The organism is Plantactinospora sp. WMMB334, assembly GCF_049179095.1.
GTDB lineage: Bacteria > Actinomycetota > Actinomycetes > Mycobacteriales > Micromonosporaceae > Plantactinospora.
Map to the genome: position 1 here is coordinate 1 of NZ_JBMHME010000001.1, position 16,863 is coordinate 16,863.

The 16,863-nt window shown below is 70.7% G+C and carries 15 protein-coding genes; 9 read left to right on the top strand and 6 right to left on the bottom strand.

Going from position 1 to position 16,863, the window contains the following annotated elements; all coding sequences use genetic code 11:
- The first annotated feature begins 346 nt into the window (after positions 1 to 346).
- The gene (locus ACN27G_RS00005; RefSeq protein WP_421490720.1) at positions 347 to 2,563 is read left to right on the top strand and encodes a HelD family protein; all 2,217 of its coding nucleotides are present in this window, start codon (positions 347 to 349) and stop codon (positions 2,561 to 2,563) included.
- A gap of 21 nt (positions 2,564 to 2,584) precedes the next feature.
- On the opposite strand, the gene ACN27G_RS00010 is transcribed toward ACN27G_RS00005, so the two are convergent.
- Complete coding sequence (locus ACN27G_RS00010; RefSeq protein WP_421490721.1) at positions 2,585 to 2,986, bottom strand: hypothetical protein; 402 nt, start codon at positions 2,984 to 2,986, stop codon at positions 2,585 to 2,587.
- A 408-nt stretch (positions 2,987 to 3,394) separates the two neighbouring features.
- Here ACN27G_RS00010 and ACN27G_RS00015 point away from each other — a divergent pair, with 408 nt between their 5' ends.
- Positions 3,395 to 3,784: a hypothetical protein gene (locus ACN27G_RS00015; RefSeq protein WP_421490708.1), complete on the top strand. Its 390-nt coding sequence runs from the start codon at positions 3,395 to 3,397 to the stop codon at positions 3,782 to 3,784.
- Between the two features lie 172 nt (positions 3,785 to 3,956).
- Here the strand turns inward: ACN27G_RS00015 and ACN27G_RS00020 are convergent, their stop codons facing one another.
- Positions 3,957 to 4,895, bottom strand: coding sequence for a sporulation protein (locus tag ACN27G_RS00020; protein ID WP_421490709.1), 939 nt, complete (start codon positions 4,893 to 4,895; stop codon positions 3,957 to 3,959).
- Positions 4,896 to 5,096: 201 nt separating this feature from the next.
- On the opposite strand from ACN27G_RS00020, the gene ACN27G_RS00025 reads away from it, so the two are divergent.
- Entirely contained in the window at positions 5,097 to 5,987 is an 891-nt protein-coding gene (locus ACN27G_RS00025; protein WP_421490710.1) for an LLM class flavin-dependent oxidoreductase, read from the top strand.
- Between the two features lie 129 nt (positions 5,988 to 6,116).
- Here the strand turns inward: ACN27G_RS00025 and ACN27G_RS00030 are convergent, their stop codons facing one another.
- Together ACN27G_RS00030 and ACN27G_RS00035 are read right to left on the bottom strand one after the other, a co-directional pair.
- A complete protein-coding gene (locus ACN27G_RS00030; RefSeq protein WP_421490711.1) occupies positions 6,117 to 7,550 on the bottom strand; it encodes a cellulase family glycosylhydrolase in 1,434 nt (477 codons plus the stop codon).
- Positions 7,551 to 7,742: 192 nt separating this feature from the next.
- Positions 7,743 to 9,068 (bottom strand): M1 family metallopeptidase, encoded by a 1,326-nt coding sequence (locus tag ACN27G_RS00035; RefSeq protein WP_421490712.1) that lies wholly within the window; start codon positions 9,066 to 9,068, stop codon positions 7,743 to 7,745.
- A gap of 177 nt (positions 9,069 to 9,245) precedes the next feature.
- Between ACN27G_RS00035 and ACN27G_RS00040 the strand changes: the two genes are divergently transcribed.
- From ACN27G_RS00040 to ACN27G_RS00065, 6 genes are all read left to right on the top strand, one after another.
- A complete protein-coding gene (locus ACN27G_RS00040) occupies positions 9,246 to 9,953 on the top strand; it encodes a TnsA-like heteromeric transposase endonuclease subunit (RefSeq protein ID WP_421490713.1) in 708 nt (235 codons plus the stop codon).
- Positions 9,950 to 12,010 (top strand): Mu transposase C-terminal domain-containing protein, encoded by a 2,061-nt coding sequence (locus ACN27G_RS00045; protein ID WP_421490714.1) that lies wholly within the window; start codon positions 9,950 to 9,952, stop codon positions 12,008 to 12,010. Before ACN27G_RS00040 ends, ACN27G_RS00045 begins: the two co-directional genes overlap by 4 nt.
- The gene (locus ACN27G_RS00050) at positions 12,007 to 13,095 is read left to right on the top strand and encodes an ATP-binding protein (RefSeq protein WP_421490715.1); all 1,089 of its coding nucleotides are present in this window, start codon (positions 12,007 to 12,009) and stop codon (positions 13,093 to 13,095) included. Before ACN27G_RS00045 ends, ACN27G_RS00050 begins: the two co-directional genes overlap by 4 nt.
- Positions 13,096 to 13,097: 2 nt before the next feature.
- Positions 13,098 to 14,114 carry a TniQ family protein gene (locus ACN27G_RS00055; RefSeq protein WP_421490716.1) on the top strand — a complete coding sequence of 339 codons (1,017 nt, stop codon included), beginning with the start codon at positions 13,098 to 13,100 and terminating at the stop codon, positions 14,112 to 14,114.
- 404 nt (positions 14,115 to 14,518) lie between these two features.
- The gene (locus ACN27G_RS00060) at positions 14,519 to 14,851 is read left to right on the top strand and encodes a hypothetical protein (RefSeq protein ID WP_130463598.1); all 333 of its coding nucleotides are present in this window, start codon (positions 14,519 to 14,521) and stop codon (positions 14,849 to 14,851) included.
- Positions 14,852 to 14,901: 50 nt separating this feature from the next.
- A complete protein-coding gene (locus ACN27G_RS00065; RefSeq protein WP_421490717.1) occupies positions 14,902 to 15,243 on the top strand; it encodes a hypothetical protein in 342 nt (113 codons plus the stop codon).
- A gap of 548 nt (positions 15,244 to 15,791) precedes the next feature.
- On the opposite strand, the gene ACN27G_RS00070 is transcribed toward ACN27G_RS00065, so the two are convergent.
- Both ACN27G_RS00070 and ACN27G_RS00075 read right to left on the bottom strand, forming a co-directional pair.
- Positions 15,792 to 16,022 (bottom strand): hypothetical protein, encoded by a 231-nt coding sequence (locus tag ACN27G_RS00070; RefSeq protein ID WP_421490718.1) that lies wholly within the window; start codon positions 16,020 to 16,022, stop codon positions 15,792 to 15,794.
- Positions 16,023 to 16,035: 13 nt separating this feature from the next.
- A partial coding sequence (locus tag ACN27G_RS00075; RefSeq protein WP_421490719.1) for an ISAs1 family transposase occupies positions 16,036 to 16,863 on the bottom strand: 828 nt, incomplete at its 5' end.

Below are 16,863 nucleotides of genomic sequence, written 5' to 3' on the forward strand. Positions count from 1 at the left end.
TTACGCCCGGACTCGTGTCACCCCGGACTCGTGTCACCCCGGACTCGTGTCACCCCGGACTCGTGTCACCCAGCCGACAGCGTCCCGCCCATCTCCCCGCAATCGAGTCTGACCGATCTGAGCGGCGGCGCGCCCGATGGTTGCCGGCGCGGAAACGCGCTATCGTTTCTCAGTTCAGGGAAACAAAAAAGAACGGCGAAATGCCGTTCTGCGCTGAGAATAGCAATGGGGAGACGGTTTGTCAAAACAATCCGGTGTTTCGCGCGACCGGAGTCTCGGCGGCGAGCGCCGCCAGAGTCTCGGCGAGTCGGTCGACGCCATCCCCGGCGAACAGCGGTACGTCTCCATGCTCTACGGGCGCCTCGACGACCTGCGCGCCCAGGCCGGCCGGCGGCTCCGCGACGCGCTGCGCAACGTCGGCGGCACCCAGCAGGAACGCTCGCAACGCGACGGCACGGTCCGGATGTATGCCGACCAGGTCGACCGGCTCGGCGCGGTGGAGCAGGGCCTCTGCTTCGGCCGGCTCGACCTCGACGACGGCACCCGGTTCTACGTCGGCCGGATCGGCCTCTTCGACGACAGCGGCGAACACGAGCCGGTGCTGCTGGACTGGCGCACCCCGGCGGCCCGGCCGTTCTATCTCGCCACCGCCGCCGCGCCGGACGGCGTACGCCGACGGCGGCACATCCGGACCCGGGACCGCGAGGTGGTCGGCCTCGACGACGAGGTGCTCGACCTGAGCGACGCCGGGGAGGCCGGCGACCAGGGCGGGCTGACCGGCGAGGCGGCGCTGCTCGCCGCGGTCAACGCCAGCCGTACCGGCCGGATGACGGACATCGTCCAGACCATCCAGGCCGAGCAGGACCAGGTGATCCGGGCCGACCTGGACGGCGTACTGGTGGTGCAGGGCGGGCCGGGCACCGGCAAGACGGCGGTGGCGCTGCACCGGGCCGCGTACCTGCTCTACACGCACCGGCAGATCCTCTCCACCCGTGGTGTGCTGCTCGTCGGTCCGAACGCGACGTTCCTGCGCTACATCTCGCAGGTGCTGCCGACGCTCGCCGAGACCGGCGTGCTGCTGCGTACCGCCGGTGAACTCTTCCCGGGGGTCACCGCGACCCGCTCCGAGCCGGCCGGGCTGGCCGAGCTGAAGGGCCGGCTCGACATGGTCGAGGTGCTGGCCGCCGCCGTACGGGACCGGCAGCGGGTGCCGGACGAGCCGATCGAGATCAACATCGAGCGGGACACCCTGCTGCTGGAGCCCGCCACCGTCGCCGCCGCCCGGGAGCGGGTACGCCGCTCGGGCCGGCCGCACAACCTCGCCCGGCCGCTCTTCGACATCGAGATCGTCCACGCCCTCGCCGACCAGCTCGCCCAGCGGCTCGGCGCCGACCCGCTGGGCGGGGAGAACCTGCTCGACGAGGCCGACCTCGCCGAGTTCCGGCGCGAGCTGCGGACCGAGCCGGAGGTGCGGGCGGTGCTGGACTGGCTCTGGCCGGTGCTCACCCCGCAGCAGGTGGTGGCCGGGCTCTTCGCCTCCGAGCGGCGGCTCGCGGTCGCGGCGACGAATCTCGGTGCGGCCGAACGGGCGGCGCTGCGGCGCGAGCCGCGCGGCGGCTGGAGCCCGGCCGACATACCGCTGCTGGACGAGGCGGCGGAACTGCTCGGTGAGGACGACCGTGCGGCGCAGGCCCGCGCCGAACGGCAGCGCCGGGCCGAGATCGAGTACGCCGAGGGCGTCCTCGAGATCGCCGCCGGTTCCAGGTCGGTCGACTTCGAGGACGAGGAGGACGAGTTCCTGCGCGTCACCGACCTGCTCGTCGCCGACCGGCTGGCCGAGCGGCAGGCCGACGGGGAGCAGTTGACCACGGCCGAGCGGGCGGCGGCGGACCGGAGCTGGGCCTTCGGGCATGTGATCGTGGACGAGGCGCAGGAGCTCTCCCCGATGGCGTGGCGGCTGCTGATGCGCCGCTGCCCCAGCCGGTCGATGACCATCGTCGGGGACGTGGCCCAGACCGGGTCGCTGGCCGGCGCCTCCTCCTGGTCGCCGGTGCTGGAGCCGTACGTCGGCGAGCGGTGGCGGCTGGAGGAGTTGACGGTGAGCTACCGTACGCCGTCGGAGATCCTGGCGGTCGCCGCCAAGGTGCTGGCGGAGATCGACCCGATGCTCACCCCGCCCCGCGCCGTACGCGACACCGGCGTCCAGCCGTGGGACCTGCGGGTCGGCACCGGTGAGCTGGCCGGGCGGCTCGTCGAGGCGATCCGCGGCGGGGCCGCGGCGGTCGGCGCCGGCCGGCTCGGCGTGATCGTGCCGGCCGGGCTCGTCGACGAGCTGGGCCGGGCGGCCACCGAGGCGGAGCCCGAGGTGGCACTCGGCGACGACCCGGCGCTGGAGAGCCCGGTGGTGCTGCTGACCGTCGCCCAGGCGAAGGGGCTGGAGTTCGACTCGGTGCTGGTGGTCGATCCGGACCGGATCGTCGCGGAGTCACCGCGCGGGCGCAACGACCTCTACGTCGCGCTCACCCGCGCCACCCAACGGTTGGGCATCCTCCGCACCGACTGACGAGCGGGGTCGCGGGCGGCGCTACGTGTCGGTGAAGTTGCCTATCTGGCGTGCCTGTCCGGACGCGTCACTTGTCGACCCCGCGGCCGACGGGTTGATCCCGCCGGTGGTCGCGTCCCCGGTGGTGGTCGGTGCGACCTTTCCGCCCGGCCGGCGGGGTTGCCGGCGTGCGTTCGCCGGGCCGGCGCGCCGTCCGGTTCCGGTGGTGGTGCTCACCCCCCGGTTCCGGGTCGGGCCACCGTCCCGCAGCACGTCCGCGTCCCGCGCCCGGTCCGCCGGGTCCTCGATGTCGCGTTCGTGCGCCTCGCGCCCCTCGTCCACCGGCAGGGTGACCTCGTCGACCGCGCCGGGACCGTACTTCCCGGGCCCGATCCGGTCCTCGGTCCGCCGTGCCGACTTCCGCCGTCCGTCCTCGGCGCGCACGTCCATCACCTCGCCCGACTCGTCGTCGTCCGGGGTGTCCCCGGTGCCCGGGTCGGCAAACACCACCGGCCGCACCCCGGATGCCGGCAGGGAATCCGACCGCGCCCCGGCCCCTCCTGCTACGGCGCTGTCAAGCTGCCCCGCCTGCGCGCCCATCCGACGCCGCCCATCCGCTTGCGACCGGTCACCTGTACGTCAGAGGCGTTATCCCGCCGACATAACGCCTCTGACGTACAGGTGACGACGTCTCCGTCGCGCACGACTGCGGGTCGTGGCAGGCGCGGCGAGGGTCGTGGGGGCGGCGTTTGTGGGTCATCGGGTCGGGTAGCCAGCGGGTGCCGCCGGTGCGGCAGCGCGCCGTGACCGGGGGCGGTCGGAAGAGATCTCATCGAATCCGAGGAGGAAAAGATGAGTACGCAGACCCCGTCCAGGCAGCCGATGGGCCAGCAGGTGACGGACATGCAGTCGGCACCGACCCGGGAGATGGGTGCCCAGAACATCTCCAACCAGCAGATACAGCAGACGTTGGCGGAGATGCAGCGCCGGATGGACGAGCCGGTACGGCGGAATCCCGGTAACGAGACCAAGCCCGCCTGGCTGAGCACCGAGTTCTACATCTATCTGGCGGCGGTCGGCTTCACGCTGCTGGCCGCGGACCTGGTCGGTAGGGACGCCGCCGGCGTCGACCCGTTCCGGGCACAGCAGGCCTGGTTCTTCATCACCCTGATGACCATCGCCTACCTGGGTAGCCGTGGTCTGGCGAAGCTGGGCAACGCCTGGCGACACGGAAGACGGTGACGACGCTCGGCCGCGCCCGCCCCGGAGCAGGGCCCGGTCGAGGTCCAGAGCAGTGGTGACCTTGCCACGGGGGTCGCGGTCCCCGCCGGAAGCGGCGGGGACCGCGACCCTTCTCTGTCGTCTCCGCCGGGACGGGCGTGGCCGCGGGGACGTGCCTCGCCTTCCCCGAGGCTCACTCCTCGCCGAAGTCGCCCTCGAAGGCGTCCTCCAGCATCTCGCCGGCGATCATGCCCCCGGCCAGCCCGAGCGCGGCACCGGCGACCATGCCACCCATGCCGTGCCCGCCGTGGTGCCCCTGCTTGCCGGGGTGCCCGTGGTGCTGCGCGGCGTACCGGCCGTAGCTCTCCACCGTCTGCGCCAGCCAGCCCTCGACCCGCTGCCGCCAGTCGACCTGCTCGACGCCGACGTGCTCGGCCGTGTACCGGCCGACCGTGTCGTGCCCGCCGCTGAACATCCCGCCGCGCTTGTCGCACTCGATGATGACGTCCACGCCGTGCTGGTTGGTGACGAAGGTGAGTTCGACCTCGCGGATCGCGTGCGCGTACTGCGGGGCCGCGTAGAACTCGATCTCCTGGTAGAACGGCAGCGTCTGCTGCACGCCGTAGATGTGCCCGCGTTCCAGGTCCGCGCTCTTGAACTGGAAGCCGAGCTGGGCGAACGCCTCCAGGATCTTCTCGTGCACCGGCAGCGGGTGCACGGCGATGGCGTCCAGGTCGCCCTTGTCCACCGCCCGGGCCACCGCCAGCTCGGTACGCAGGCCCATCGTCATCCCGCGCAGGCGCTGACCGTAGACGTCGGTGATCGGGGTCTCCCAGGGGACCGGGAGCTGGAACGGGATCGTGAGCTCCTGCTTGGCTTCCAGCCGCATCGCACCGCTCACCGGCAGCCGGTAGAACTCCATGGTGCCGGCGTACTCGCTGTCACCACCCTCCATCTCGACCCGGGTGACCAGCGCGACGGTGACCTGCTCGATGTCGGCCGCCGCATCTCCGCCGCGCAGATTGACCTGCCCGTCGAGCACCAGGCCGGGCCGGGTGTTCGGATTGGCCAGCACGGTGTCGACGCTCGGACCGCCGACGCCGAGGGCGCTCAACATCTTCTTGAAGACCATAGAGATACTCCTGTTTACGGCGGACGTTGCCGTGGTGTCCGGCGTGCATCTTCCACGATGGATCCGCACGCCACTCCGGTGACCCTATTAACCGTAGCTGTGAGGTGGCTGAGAGCATTGGCCCGTCACCGATTCGGGTGATCCGCGCCGCTGCGGCGCTGCCCCGGCGCCGGGGTGATCTGCCGGACTAGGCTGACGATCATGCGCATCGGCATCGTCATCCTTCCCGACCGCCGCTGGTCCGAGGCCGAGCGCCGGTGGCGGCAGGCGGAGGAGTGGGGGTTCGACCACGCCTGGACCTACGACCACCTGGGGTGGCGGGACCTCGTCGACGGCCCGTGGTTCGACGCGATGGGGACCCTGACCGCGGCCGGGATGGTCACCTCGCGGATCAGGTTGGGCACCCTCGTCGCGTCGCCCAACTTCCGGCATCCGGTGCACTTCGCCCGCCAGATCACCGCGCTGGACGATGTCACGGCCGGCCGGGTGCTGCTCGGGATCGGCGCCGGCGGGGCCGGGTTCGACTCGGCCGTCCTCGGCGGCGAGGCGCTGTCGCCCCGGCGACGGGCGGACCGGTTCACCGAGTTCACCGAGCTGCTGGACCTGCTGCTCCGGCAGGAGCGCGTCACCTGGCGCGGGGACCACTACGCGGCGGTCGACGCCCGGAGCACCCCGGGCTGCGTGCAGGCACCCCGGGTGCCGTTCGTGGTCGCCGCGAACGGGCCACGTTCGCTGCGGCTCGCCGCCCGGTACGGCCGCGGTTGGGTGACCACCGGCATCCCGGACGGCGACGACCTCGACGCGTGGTGGCGCTCGGTGGCCGGGCTGGCGGCCCGGATGGACAAGGCCCTCTCCGCCGAGGGCCGCGATCCCGGCACCCTCGACCGCTATCTCTCGCTCGACTCCGCGCCGGTCTTCTCGCTCTCCAGCGTCGAGTACTTCGCCGAGGCCGTCGCCCGCGCCGCCGCGCTCGGCTTCACCGATGTCGTGACGCACTGGCCGCGCGAGTCGAGCTGGTACGCCGGCAGCGAGGCGGTGCTCGCGGAGGTCGCCACCGAGCTGCTGCCCCGGCTGCGGCAGGACGGCGTCTGATTCCGCGGCAGGACGGCGTCTGATCGTCCGGAGCCCGGCGGCCGGACCCGCGTGGGCGGGCCCGGCCACCGGGCGCAGGTCCGGCCTGCCGGTGTGGCGGGAGTCAGCCGGCCGGCACGGTTGCCGGGGTCAACTGCCGGTGCAGGTCAGTGCCGGGGAGCTGTTGGTGCCGTTCCACGTTCCGAGGAACCCGAACGCCGTGCTGGCTCCGGCACCGAGGTTGCCGTTGTAGGAGACGTTCCGGGCGGTCACGTTCGACCCGCTGCTGCTGACCGTGGCGTTCCATGCCTGGTTGATCTGCTGCCCGTTGGCGTAGCTCCAGGTCACGGTCCAGCCGCTGATCGCCGCGCTGCCGGCGGTGACCCGGACCTCACCCTGGAAGCCGCCCTGCCACTGGCCGCTGACGGCGTAGCTGGCGGTGCAGCCCCGGGCGCCGGGCGGCGGAGTCGTCGGCGGCCGGGTCGTCGGCGGGGTGGTCGGGGGCCGCGTCGTCGGCGGAGTCGTCGGGGGCCGCGTCGTCGGCGGAGTCGTCGGGGGCCGCGTCGTCGGCGGGTTCACTCCGCCGTAGACGGTCGCCTCCCGGGCGGTCTGGCGGATCCCGTTGGCGCCGTTGAAGATCCGCTGCCCCCAGGAGGTGAGCTGGTTGACGTTGAAGTTGGTCACCATGTCGAGGTACTCGACGCCACCGCCGTTGCCACTCCACGACCAGCCGATGTAGCCGATCCCGTTCTGCTGGGTGTACGACATGATGGTGTCCTCGTCCGGGTTGCCGTCCGAGTGGTCGTGGCCGAACTCGCCCACCACGATCGGCAGGTTGGCGCTGCGGAACCGGCCGAGGTAGTCGGTGATCTCGGCGGCGGTGTCGAAGACGCCGTACATGTGGATCGAGAAGACCGTGTTCCGGTCCGGGTCGGAGTTGAAGACCGACTGCGCGTTGTCCCGCATGATGAAGCGCCAGTCCTGGCCCCACATCGGCGCGTCGACCATGATGGTGTGGTCGAAGCCGGCGTTGCGCAGCCGGGTGATCGCATTGCGGGTCGCCGCCGGCCAGGTGGCGCTGACGCTCTCGTTGTTGCCGAACGGCTCGTTGCCGATGTTGAGGATGACGTAGTTCTCCTGGCCGGTCAGCGCGCCCTGGATGCTGATCCAGTAGCTCACCGCCTGGTCCAGGGTGATCGCGGCACCCTCTTCGCCGTACCCGGTGGTGTCGTGCACCTCCAGGACGCAGATCAGCCGGTTCGCCTTGCAGAGCGAGATGACGTTGGCGACGTCGCTGGCGCTGTTCTGGGTCCACCGGGCGCCACTGCTCAGCACCACCCGCACCGTGTTGGCGCCGAGTGACTTGATGTTCGCGAATGAACCGGTTTGGCTGGCGTACCAGGCGTGCGGGTGGCTGACGCCGCGCATGATGAACTGGTTGCCGTTGGCGTCGAGCAGCCGCCCGCCGCTGACCGTGAACCCGGCGGCCGCCTGGGCCGGCGAAGCTGCCACGACGAGCGTGACGACGGCGGAGACCAGCAGCGCGAGCAGCGCCGATCCGGCGGCGTAGATTCGTCTTCTCATGACCTACCTCAGGGAGAAGCCCCGAACGGGGGCAGAAGCAAGGGATCGGTGACCGCAGCCCGACGGTTACCGCCCGACTCCCTGGGACGCACGGATCAGGGTAGGCCGATGGATCGGCCAACGCAACCGGTTAAGTAGTCTCCTCCGGCCCCACCCCCGGCACCGACCCCGGCGGGGACCACTCACGCGCCGTCACCAGGCGGCCGGCTTGCCCGGCGTGTAGAGCCAGGTCCGGAAGAACGCGTCGAGTTGGCGCCGGCTGATCTTCTCGGCGAGCCGGACGAAGTCGGCCGTGCTCGCCGTGTCGTCGCGGTTCGCCGCGTACCAGGTGCGGAGCAGGGTGAAGAACGCCCGGTCGCCGATCGTCGTACGCAGCGCGTGCAGCGTCATCGCACCCTTGATGTAGACCGAGCCGGCGAAGAGGTTGTCGGCCCCCGGGTCACCCGGCGGCGGGTTCCAGAAGCCGGCCGTCTCCGGCCGGGCGTAGTTCGTGTCGAACCGCGCCTGCGCGGTACGCCCGCCGGTGTGCTCCTCCCACAGCCACTCGGCGTAGCTGGCGAAGCCCTCGTTCAGCCAGATCTCCTGCCAGCGCACCGGACTGACGCTGTTGCCGTACCACTGGTGGGCGAGCTCGTGCGCCACGGTGGACTCGCGGGGTGGACCGGAGTAGATCGGCCGGGTCTGCGTTTCCAGGGCGTAGCCGGCGTCGGTGTCGTCGTCGACGATCGCGCCGTAGGACGTGAACGGGTAGCGGCCGAAGAGCTCGGTGAAGTACTCGATCATCTCGGCCGTCCGGGCCAGCCCGTCGGCGGCCTCCGGGCCGAGGTCCCGGTCGACGGCGTCGATGATGGGCAGGCCGCGCGGCCCGGTGCTGCGGCGCAGGTCGTAGTCGCCGACCGAGGCGGTCGAGAGGTAGCTGGCCATCGGGTCGCGGGCCCGCCAGGCGAAGGTCGTCCAGCCGCGACTGGTCCACCGGCCCACCAGTTCGCCGTTGGCGACCGCCGTCCTGCCGGCCGGCACCGTGATCCGGAAGTCGTAGCTGGCCTTGTCGGTGGGGTGGTCGTTGACCGGGTACCAGGTGGAGGCGCCCTCCGGCTCGTTCGCCACGAACGAGCCGTCCGGGGTGGAGACCCAGCCGTAGAGGGCGCCCTCGATGTCGGTCGGCCGGCCGGTGGTGCCGTCGTACCGGACCACCACCGTGAACCGCTCGCCCCGGCGCAGGCCGTACCTCGGTGTGATCCGCAACTCCTGGCCGTCCCGGTCGTAGCGTGCGGGACGCCCGTCGACGGTCACCGAGCGCACCTCGAAGCCGCGCAGGTCCAGGTTGAACCGGGAGAGCCGGTCGGTGGCCCGGGCACTGATCGTGGCGACCCCGGCGAAGGCCCGGGTGGTCGGCTCGTACCGGATCTCGAGACCGTAGTGGAGGGCGTCGTAGCCGCCGTTGCCGGCGGCCGGGAAGTAACCGTCACCGACGCCCGGTGCGCCGGGCGCGCCGGCACCCCCGTTGTGGGTTCTCACGAAAGTTGATCCGTTCTCACTGGATCTGATCCGTATCTGATCCGTTCTCACGGAACTTGATCCGCCCGGCTGCGTGCGGCCGTCCGGGTCGTCGCTAGCCTTTGGGCGGATCTGGATCAGGGGAGGCGGTCGGGTTTGGGCGGTCTGGTGGCTCTGCGGGGTTCGGCGCCTGCCTCGTTGTCCGGGTTTGTGGTCGGGTACGTCGGCCCGGACGGGCGGGAGCAGCGGGAGGACCTGGGCGCGGTGGCCGGGGTGGCGTTCGAGTTGGTGCCGCCGGTTCGGTCGTTCCCCGCGTATCGGGGGCAGCGCAACAACACGGGCCTGTGGTGGGCGGCGACGATCGGCGGGCATGTGGGCTTCGAGTCGTGGTTGGAGCGGGATCATCTGACGCTCCTGGACTTCGACCCCTCGGTGGTGGCGATGGCGTCGCAGCCATTCTGGCTGTCGTGGGACCACGCGGGCCGGCGGCGCTCGCACGCGCCGGACTTCTTCGTACGGCTGGTCGACGGCACCGGTGTGGTGATCGATGTCCGCCCGGCCGCGCGGGTACGCCCGCGTGACGCGGCGGCGTTCGAGACGACCGGCCGGGCCTGCGCCGAGGCTGGTTGGGAGTATCGGCTGGTGCACGAGCCGGATCCGGTGGTGATGGCGAACGTCCGATGGCTGGCCGGGTATCGGTATCCGCGCTGCCTGCGCCCGGCGGTCGCCGCTGCCGCTCCGGCGGTGTTCGCGGAGCCGACGCCGTTGATGGACGGCGCGGCACGGTTGGGTGACCCGCTGGCCAGTCTGCCGACGGTGTTCCACCTGCTGTGGTGCGGCCGGCTGAGTACCGATCTTGCGGTGCCGCTGTCGGAGCTGTCGATTGTGTCGGCGGCGGCCCGGTGAGCGGCGCCGGGCGGGCGGTGCTGGGGGTCGGCGACCGGTTGCAGTTTGACGGTCGATCGTGGACGGTCGGCGGCTTGCAGGGTGTGCGGGTACGCCTGGTCGATGAGGTCGGCGATGCCCAGGTGTTGCTGTTGGCACATGTGCTGGCGTCGCCGGGCTTCGAGCTGTTGGAAGCCGGTCCGGCGCCGGCCCGGCTGGATCCGGTCGGGCTGGTCGACGCGCTGCCGGCGACGGTGCTGGAGCGTGCCCGACAGTGGGAGCGGCACGTCGTGGAGGTGCAGACCGGGTTGCCGCCGGACGCGCCGGCAGGTGTCCGGCCGCGCGAGCCCTACGACCCGGCCCGGTACACGTTGGCGGAGCGGGAGGCGGCCAAGGCGGCCGAGCTGACCGCGGCGGGGCAGCCGACCAGCGCGGTCACGGTCAAGCGGATGCGGCTGCGCTACCGGTCCGAAGGCCTGTGGGGCCTGGTCGACCACCGGGCCACCCGCCCGGCGTCCTCCTACGGTCGGGTCGACGACCGGGTGGTCGCGGCGGTTGAGGCTGTGATGGCGGCCGAGACCGGGGAGTCGACCGGCACCCGGTCACGGCTGCGGCGCCGGGTGGAACATTTGCTGGCCGTCGAGCACGGGTCAGGTGTGGTGCCGATGCCGTCGACGGCGACGTTCTACCGCCTGGTCGCCGTGATGGATGCCGGCCGGCATACCTTCGGCGAGGCGACCACCCGCCGCAGCCTGGCGAATCGGCCAGCGCGGCCGTTCACCCGCGCCGTCGCGGTCCGCCCAGGCGAGTTGGTGCAGATCGACACGTCCCCGCTGGACGTGATGGCGCTGCTGGACGACGGGGTGACCGGCCGGGTGGAGTTGACCGTCGTGCTGGACGTCGCGACTCGCTCGATCTGCGCGGCGGTGCTGCGCCCGAAGGGCACCAAGGCCGTCGACGCGGCGCTGCTGCTGGCCAAGATGTTGGTCCCGGAGCCGATGCGGCCCGGCTGGGCGGACGCGCTGGCGATGGCCCGCTCGCGCATCCCCCACCGGCGGCTGCTGGACCTGGACGCGCGGCTGGAGCACGCCGCCGCCCGGCCGGTCATCGTCCCGGAGACCATCGTCACCGATCGAGGTGCGGTGTTCGTCTCCGAGACGTTCGTGCGGGCCTGCGCCCGGCTCGGGATCTCCGTCGAGCCGGCCCGGCCGGGCACCCCGACCGACAAGGGCCACGTCGAGCGCACGTTCGGCTCGATCCGCACCCTGTTCTGCCAGCACGTGGCCGGCTACGTCGGGCCGAACGTCACTCGGCGGGGCACGGCGGCGGCCACCGAGGCGGTGTGGTCACTGCCCCAGCTTCAGGAGTTACTCGACGAGTGGATCGTCGCTGGGTGGCAGCCCCGCCCGCACGAGGGACTACGTGACCCGGATGCCGGTGGCCGGGTGCTGTCGCCCAACGAGATGTTCGCCGCCGCGATCGCGGCGGCCGGGTACGTCACCCTGCCGCTGACCGGCACCGACTACCTGGAGCTGCTGCCGGTCGCGTGGCGCACCATCGGCGATCACGGCATCCAGATCGACTACCGACACTACGACAGTCCTGATCTGGGCCGTTACCGGCACGAGTCCTCTGGCGTGGTCGGCAAGGGCAAGCTGTGGGAGGTCCACTACGACCCCTACGACCTGTCGCACGTATTCGTCCGGGATCACCAGGGCGGCGGCTGGATCACGGCCGCCTGGACCCACCTGCCGATGGTCGGGCAGCCGTTCGCCGACTTCACCTGGCGGGCCGCCCGGCAGATCGTCGCCGGCCGCGGTGGCGACGACACCGACGAGACCGCCGTTGCCCGCGCCCTGGACGACCTCCTCACCCGGGCCGGCGCCGGCCCCGGCGGCGACGCCCGCCATCAGCGGGTGGCCGCCCGGACCCGCGCCGCGTCCCGGCCGATCCCGTCCACCCCGCTGGCCGACCCGGAAGAACCTGCCGACGTCGAAGAGGAGGACCGGGACGTGCCGCTGGCGAAGGTGATCCCGTTCGGGGTGTTCGAGCCCGGCGACGAACGGCGCTACCGGTGACCCGCACCCCGGCGGCAGACCTGGTCGATCCGCCGGCCCACGAACCGCCCACCACGAAGGAAGGCTGGGCGGCGTTCATCGAGCAGCAGCCTTCCCGGATGGAGGTGCTGGCGGCTGCCCGGCTGGCCGCACTCACCCCGGCCGAGCGGGACGCCTACGACGATGCCCGTATCGCCCACCACGCCCGGCTCATCATCGTGGCCACCCCGACCGTTGACCAGATCGTCAACACCGGCCGGCGACTCGTGTTGCTCAACCGCGGCACCGACACCGCACGGCGGGGCTTGGTCGTCACCGGCGACTCCGGCACCGGCAAGAGCACCGCTATCAAGCAGCTCGGCAAGCACCACGAACTGCTGGCCCGGCGTCGGCGCACCGCGCCCGGCCCGTTCCTGCCGGTCGTCTACGTCACCGTCCCGCCAGCTGCCACTCCGAAGGTCCTCGCCGCCGAGTTCGCCCGGTTCCTCGGCCTGCCCCTGCCCCGCAACCTCAACCAGGTCAACATCACCAACGCCGTCTGCGACGTGCTCTCCCAGCTCGGCACCGACCTCGTGCTCGTCGACGAGATACACAACCTCAACCTGGCCACCCGGGTCGGCGCGGAAGCCTCCGACCAGCTCAAATACCTGGCCGAGCGGCTCCCGGCCACGTTCGTCTACGCCGGCATCGACGTCGAACACGCCGGTCTATTCTCTGGCGTCCGTGGCCGGCAGATCGCCGGCCGTTTCGCCTCGATCGCCACCACGGCGTTCGCCTACGGCACCCGCACCCAGCGCGAGCAGTGGGCCGCGCTGGTCAGCGCCCTCGAACACGCGCTACGCCTGCACCAGCACCGCACCGGTTCGCTGCTACGTCTCGCCGGCTACCTGCACGAACGAACCAGCGGCATGATCGGCAGCTTGTCCCACCTGATCCGCGACGCCGCAATCGAGGCCATCTTCGACGGCACCGAACGCATCACCAAGGCCGCCCTGGACCGGGTCGTCCTCGACCACGCCGCCGAACATCCCCGGCCGGGTGCCACCGCTTCAGCGGCCCGGCCACGCCGGACGCCCGCACACACGGCCGGCAGCGGAGCCGCCTGACCGTGCTCGACCCGCGCGACCCCTACTGGCAACGCCGCCTGCGCCCGTTGCCGATCCGAGTCCGGCCGATGCCGCGCGAACTCATGATCTCCTACCTGCGACGGCTCGCCAACGCCAACCGCGTCGACCGCCCTCTGCTGATCCGCCACATCGCCACCGACCACGCCGGTCACATCGGCCCGTTCCACACGCACGACCTCGCGCTCAACCGGCCGGCGCTCGCGCGGCTGGCCATCCTCAGCGGCTATCCCGAAACCGTCCTGCTGGCCGCCATCTCCACCCGCACTCTCAAAAGACCGGGGCCGGAGCCGCTGCGCGACTGGATACCGCTGGGCGGCACCGATCCCACCCTGCTACGCCCCTGCTCCCACTGCACGGCCCGCCGCGGAATCCGCGTCCCGTCCATCATCCAGCTCGAACCGGGCCAGCCACCCGTCTGCATCCAGCACCGCCGCACGTTGGTGCCCTACCACTACCGGTCCGACCGTGGCAACGAACAGCCCCTCGGGGCGACACCCGAGATCGTCACCGCTGCGCACCGCTACAAGATCCTTCGCCGCCGCCACCGAGACACCATCGGCGAGGCGTTCGCCGCAGCCGCCGGCATCACTCGCTTCTGGGGACGAGGCCGGGCCGGATTTTACAGGGACAAGCCAGAGCAGATCAGTGCCCGCTGGAGCGCCCGAGCCGAGCACCTCCCGGACGTTCCCGACACTGTCATCCGATACCCGGAAATCGTCGCGCTCACCGGCCTGTTCACCTCGATCCCCGAACTGCTGCTCACCCCAAGCGGGGACCGCGACGCCCCCTCAGCCATGCAGTTCCTCCTCGCCGCCGCGCGCTGCCTCGAACACCCGGCGCCCGAGCAATTGCTCCGCCCCGCCCACCCGCTGTCTCGCTGGGCCGGCACAACGGACATGCCCGCCTGGTTCTGGCGCAACATCAACGAACCAGACCGAACGATCTACCGAACCCTGGCCCAAGGCTCAACCCGGTCACCCAACCAGGGCGCCCGCTAAGTAACCACGGCACCACCAGTCACAAACGATGTTCATCTTGCTGGTTGACGGCGACGTCACGCCCTCCCGCCATGGGTGCGTGATTCCGTTCGCCCCAGGCGAGTTGGGCAAATTTGGAAACTCTTCGTATATCTACAGTCGTGGATGCGACTTTTGGGTTCCGTCTGCCGGTTCCCCATTGGAAGCATCGGGCCGAACTGATGCCACAGTAAGGAGGCCCACAAGTGCAGAGAGTGATCCGACGCGTTGGGCACCAGGGAAGCGCGATCTTACTTATCGTCGCCACCCTCCTGGCCGCCGCAGCCTCACCAGCCGCAGCTCGGCCCAGCGGAGTGTCGGCAGCTTCCTCGCTGTCGCCCGATCTCTTCCGGACGGACGAGCGCGGAGCCCTTGCGAGACTCGCCATGGCCAAGGCAAGCCAGCCACAGGCACTCGCCCCCATCGTCTACGCCGACATCGCCTGCCACATCCTTCCGACGAGGTACGTTCAGGACAAGGGGTGGGGCGTGGACGCCCAACCCAACAGGCAGTTGCACATCTACCGCGACCTGTTCATCAACGGCCAGTGGTGGAAGACCACCGAGAACTGGCCCTACGCGTCGTCGAGCGGATCATGGAGCACTCCGACCGGGGACCATGCAAGTCTGCTCAGCGGTACCTTCATGTTGTGGGTGACCGCCTACTACAACTCGGATGATGCCTACATCGGTCGCGCGACCGACACCTGCACCGCCTAACCGCCGGCAGCGGCCACCGCCGTGGAGGCATGGGTAGCCCTGGAGTGGTGATGATCGACGAGAACCCCGCCAACGACCCGACCCGTGAGTGGATCACGGGCAGGCCCGACGTCGCGTTCGACGCTCGCGCCTTGCTCCGCAAGGTCGACAGCAACGGCCAGGGCCTCGTGCGCTATCTCGCCGAGCGGGCCGGCCAGCCGGTTGCCACCCACACGATCGCCACTGATCTAGCCGTCTCGACGCAGTCGATCGAGGATTGCCTCGCCTGGATCAACAAGCTCGCCGAAGCCTTGGGCTACGTACCGCTCGTAATCTGGTCGGATGTCGGGCTACTCATCACCACTGACGCAGCTGTTGTCGCACGTCAGGGGCTGATCGACGCCCAGCGTTGACGGATCCAGGGGCGGTGGGCTCAGTCGAGTCCACCGCCCCTGGTCTGTCGGTTCCGCCTCGCGGTAAGCCTGCGCCGGATCGCACCAAACGCCCATAACGCCGCCAGCAGCAGTGCAGCGGGTATCAACAGGCCAAAGGCGGATCTCAGCAGCGTGGGGAAGTCCATCGTCACCCCCGCTCTCGAAGCCCTCGTGGACGCTACGTTTCAGGCTACCCGTCGATGCGGTTATGGCGTCATACCTCGCAGCACTGGCAGGCGTTGCCGACCGCCTGTCCGCCCACAAACCAACCGGCGGCTACGTAGCAAAGAGATCAGTTTCGGTGAGAAGAAGACACCGTAGCGCTTCTCACCAAATCTGATCCGCTGCTGGTCAGCGCGCTGCCCCGGATCACCTTCGCTGAGAACCTACACTGGTCTGCGCGGACGACGGGACCGCCTGGTCTGCCCGGCATGAACGCCACCGGCTGCTACGCCCACGCCGACTCGGGGCACCAAGATCCACCAATCCTGCCCGTCGAGACTGATTCACCCGGGCGCGTACCAGTCTCAGGAGTCGAGGTGAACCAGCCACGGATGCTCGGGCCGGATCTTCCCGAGTGACTCTCGCAGCCACAAGCACTGACCTTCGGAAAGCGTGGGCAGGAGGGCGAAGAAGTCCTGCTCGTCGCGATCCCGGAACAGCCTTTCCGTTGTCCGCATATCCCTGACGCTCAGATCTCCGCCGGCCTTGAAGAACAGGACAACCTCTGCGGCGGCCGTGGGCACGCCCCAGGACACGGCCGTTTCAACATCATCCGGTGAGGCCGAGGATGGTGAATGGCCTGGTCATGTCGCGGTTGGCCCAGCGGGTGGCTTCGGTGATATCAGTGCGGCCGGCCAGGCGTAGGGCGTTGATGGCGAGGTTGCGTAGCGAGGCGAGGACGCGTGGGCCGGAGCGGGTGCGCACGCGGGAGTGGTCCTCGCGGTAGCAGGTATCGCGGATGAAGTGCAGGGATTCGATGGTCCACTGGCCGCGGTTGAACGCGGCGATCTCGGTCGGGCCGGCGGCCTCGGCGGGGTGGCTGGTGACACCGAGTTGCGCGGCGGCGGACTGCTTGCCGTCGCCGGTGGTGACGTAGCGTTCGATAAGCCAGACCTGGCTGACGTGGGGGAACGGCAGGCCGGGCGGGGCGGGCAGGACCCGGATGGTGCGGCGGGTGGTACGGCCGTGCCCCGTTTCCGTGCTCTCGTAACCGATCGGCGTGTCGGCCCAGGGCAGGACGTTGAGAGCATCGAACAGCGCGGGCCGGTTCTCTTTGACCGGTAGCACGAAGTGGCCGCCTTGCTGGTGGATGAGCTCGGCGGTGGCCTTGACGGTATGCAGGGCGTCGGCGGTGACGGTCGCGTCGCGCAAATCGAGGGTCTCCAGCAAGGCGCGGGCGGTCTCTGGTTCGCGGGTCTTGGCGCCGTCGGTCGGGGCCTGGGCGATGATGACGGCGGCCGGGTCCGGGCCGGGCGATCCGGCCAGGGCGGACAGCAGATGCAGTTGCTCGCCGTCGGCGTCGACGGCGCCGCGTACGGTCTTGCCGTCCAGACGGATCTGTGCCGGTGTATCGCTGCTGGTGGAATCCTGTTCGCC

Bases quoted from the DNA above. Each gene is read 5' to 3' on its own strand.
- ACN27G_RS00005 (WP_421490720.1), top strand. From the start codon at position 347: ATGCTCTACGGGCGCCTCGACGACCTGCGCGCCCAGGCCGGCCGGCGG.
- ACN27G_RS00015 (WP_421490708.1), top strand. From the start codon at position 3,395: ATGAGTACGCAGACCCCGTCCAGGCAGCCGATGGGCCAGCAGGTGACG.
- ACN27G_RS00020 (WP_421490709.1), bottom strand. From the start codon at position 4,895: ATGGTCTTCAAGAAGATGTTGAGCGCCCTCGGCGTCGGCGGTCCGAGC.
- ACN27G_RS00025 (WP_421490710.1), top strand. From the start codon at position 5,097: ATGCGCATCGGCATCGTCATCCTTCCCGACCGCCGCTGGTCCGAGGCC.
- ACN27G_RS00030 (WP_421490711.1), bottom strand. From the start codon at position 7,550: ATGAGAAGACGAATCTACGCCGCCGGATCGGCGCTGCTCGCGCTGCTG.
- ACN27G_RS00060 (WP_130463598.1), top strand. From the start codon at position 14,519: ATGGCCAAGGCAAGCCAGCCACAGGCACTCGCCCCCATCGTCTACGCC.
- ACN27G_RS00065 (WP_421490717.1), top strand. From the start codon at position 14,902: ATGATCGACGAGAACCCCGCCAACGACCCGACCCGTGAGTGGATCACG.